The 2,109-nt window shown below is 64.6% G+C and carries 2 protein-coding genes; one reads left to right on the plus strand and one right to left on the minus strand.

What is annotated here, in order from left to right; all coding sequences use genetic code 11:
• A partial coding sequence (locus ACE03M_RS08335; RefSeq protein WP_485933513.1) for an SUMF1/EgtB/PvdO family nonheme iron enzyme occupies positions 1–380 on the minus strand: 380 nt, incomplete at its 3' end.
• A gap of 129 nt (positions 381–509) precedes the next feature.
• Here ACE03M_RS08335 and betC point away from each other — a divergent pair.
• A complete protein-coding gene (gene betC, locus ACE03M_RS08340) occupies positions 510–2,051 on the plus strand; it encodes a choline-sulfatase (protein WP_260848198.1) in 1,542 nt (513 codons plus the stop codon).
• The last annotated feature ends 58 nt before the right edge of the window (positions 2,052–2,109 follow it).

Raw genomic sequence — 2,109 nt, forward strand, 5'->3', positions numbered from 1 at the left:
GTGCGATGACCCGTCGCTGCAACGAACGCGGCGAATTCTGCGACCGTGACGGTCGTCGCACCGATCCCGAAACCTTCGACGCCGACTTCGCGGACCGGGCCTTCACCGTCCTCGGGATAGGCCAGCGAGTCCTCGCTGCCCATAAGGAATGTGCCGCCGCTGAGGCCGATCATCGCCAGATCCCGCGGGGCCAGAGCCGCCAGCTCGGTCAGCAGCTGCCGATCGGGAGTGGGCACGGTGGCCGATTCCCGGCTCGACGTTCGCACCTCGGCGGGGGATTCTTCTTCCTCAACACCCACCTCGGCGGACCCAGGACTGCCCTGGCTCGCTCCGACGGGCGAGTTCCGTGCCGGGCCACAGCATGAGGCCAATGTCGCCACCTTCAATCCATATCTAAGAACCGGTTTCGCAAGAATCTGTTCCATCTGACACACCTGCGCAGGTCTTCAACGCAGCTGACTTCGCAGATCATGCTTTCACAAGCAGACCATACGTTTTTGAGAAAGGACGTGACCAAGCATATGCAACCGCCGAACATCGTAGTGATCCAGGCCGACCAGATGGCCGCACAGGCACTGGGGGCCTACGGAGACACCGCCGCACTCACCCCGAACATAGACTCCCTGGCCGAGGACGGAGCGGTCTTCGATCGCGCCTACTGCAACACCCCGCTGTGCTCGCCCTCCCGGGCGTCGATGATGACCGGCCGGATGCCCTCCGACATCGACTGCCTCGACAACGGCGACGACTTCGCCGCCTCGGTGCCGACGTTCGCCCACCGCCTGCGCAAGCTCGGATACCACACCGCGCTCATCGGGCGGATGCACTTCATCGGCCCCGATCAGCATCACGGATTCGAAGAGCGCCTGACCACTGACGTCTACCCGGCCGATCTCGACATGGTTCCCGACTGGCAGCGTCCCCTCGACCAGAAGCTGCAGTGGTATCACGAGGCCGATCCGGTGTTCACCGCCGGTGCCGCGAAGGCGAACGTCCAGCAGGACTTCGACGACGAGGTGATCTTCCGGACCCTGCGTCACCTCAACGGACGAGTGCGCGCGAACCAGGCCGCCGGTGAGAACCAGCCGTTCCTCATGGTCACCTCGTTCATCCACCCGCACGACCCGTACGAGCCGCCGCGGGAGAACTGGGACAGATTCGCCGAGGTGGACATCCCGGACCCAGCCCACCCCGAGGTCCCCGACATCGCCGAGGACCCGCACAGCCACCGGCTGCGCACGATGAGCGGACTGGACAAGCGGGAACCGGGAACCGAGGACATCCGTCGGGCCCGCCGCGCCTATTATGCGTCGGTGAGCTACATCGACGATCACATCGGCAAGATCCGCCAGCGTCTGCGCGAGCTCGACCTGGAGGACAACACGGTCATCATCGTCACCAGCGACCATGGAGACATGCTGGGGGAGAAGGGCCTGTGGTACAAGATGTCCCCGTACGAGCAGTCCTCCCGCGTCCCGATCATCATCAACGGCCCCGCCGAGGCAGTCACGCCGGGTCGGTATGCCAACCCCGTCAGCCTCGTCGACCTGATGCCGACTCTGCTGGACCTGGCAGGAACCTCGGATCCCGATGCGACAGGTGTCTCCCTGTTCGAGTCCGCTCGACGGGAAGCCGCAGGAGAGATGGAACCTGCCGATCGTGATGTCATCATTGAGTACTTCGCCGAGGGCACATACCGACCGCAGGTGACGCTCATCCGCGGACAGTACAAGCTGACGATCTGCCCGGGAGATCCTGAGCTGCTCTTCGACCTCGAAACGGATCCGGACGAGCTGGTCAACCGTGCCGGTGACGCCGGATACGCGGAGCTCGTGGCCACGATGCGAGCCGAGCTCGATTCGCGTTACGACCTCGAGCATCTTGAGGAGCATGTGTTGGGCAGCCAGTCGAGCCGCCAGCTCGTCGCCGATGCGCTCAAGATCGGCACGGTCCGGCACTGGGACTACGATCCGGAACCCGAGAACGGCTACGTCCGCGGAGACTTCTGGACAGCGTTCAGGTTCGGAAAGATTCCCGACACCACCGCCTGAGGCGAGGCGCAGGCGCCCGCGGGCTAGTCCCCGAATCGTGGGGGGCCGACTGCAGCAT

The sequence above is a fragment of the Brevibacterium sp. AGC70 genome, from assembly GCF_057334195.1.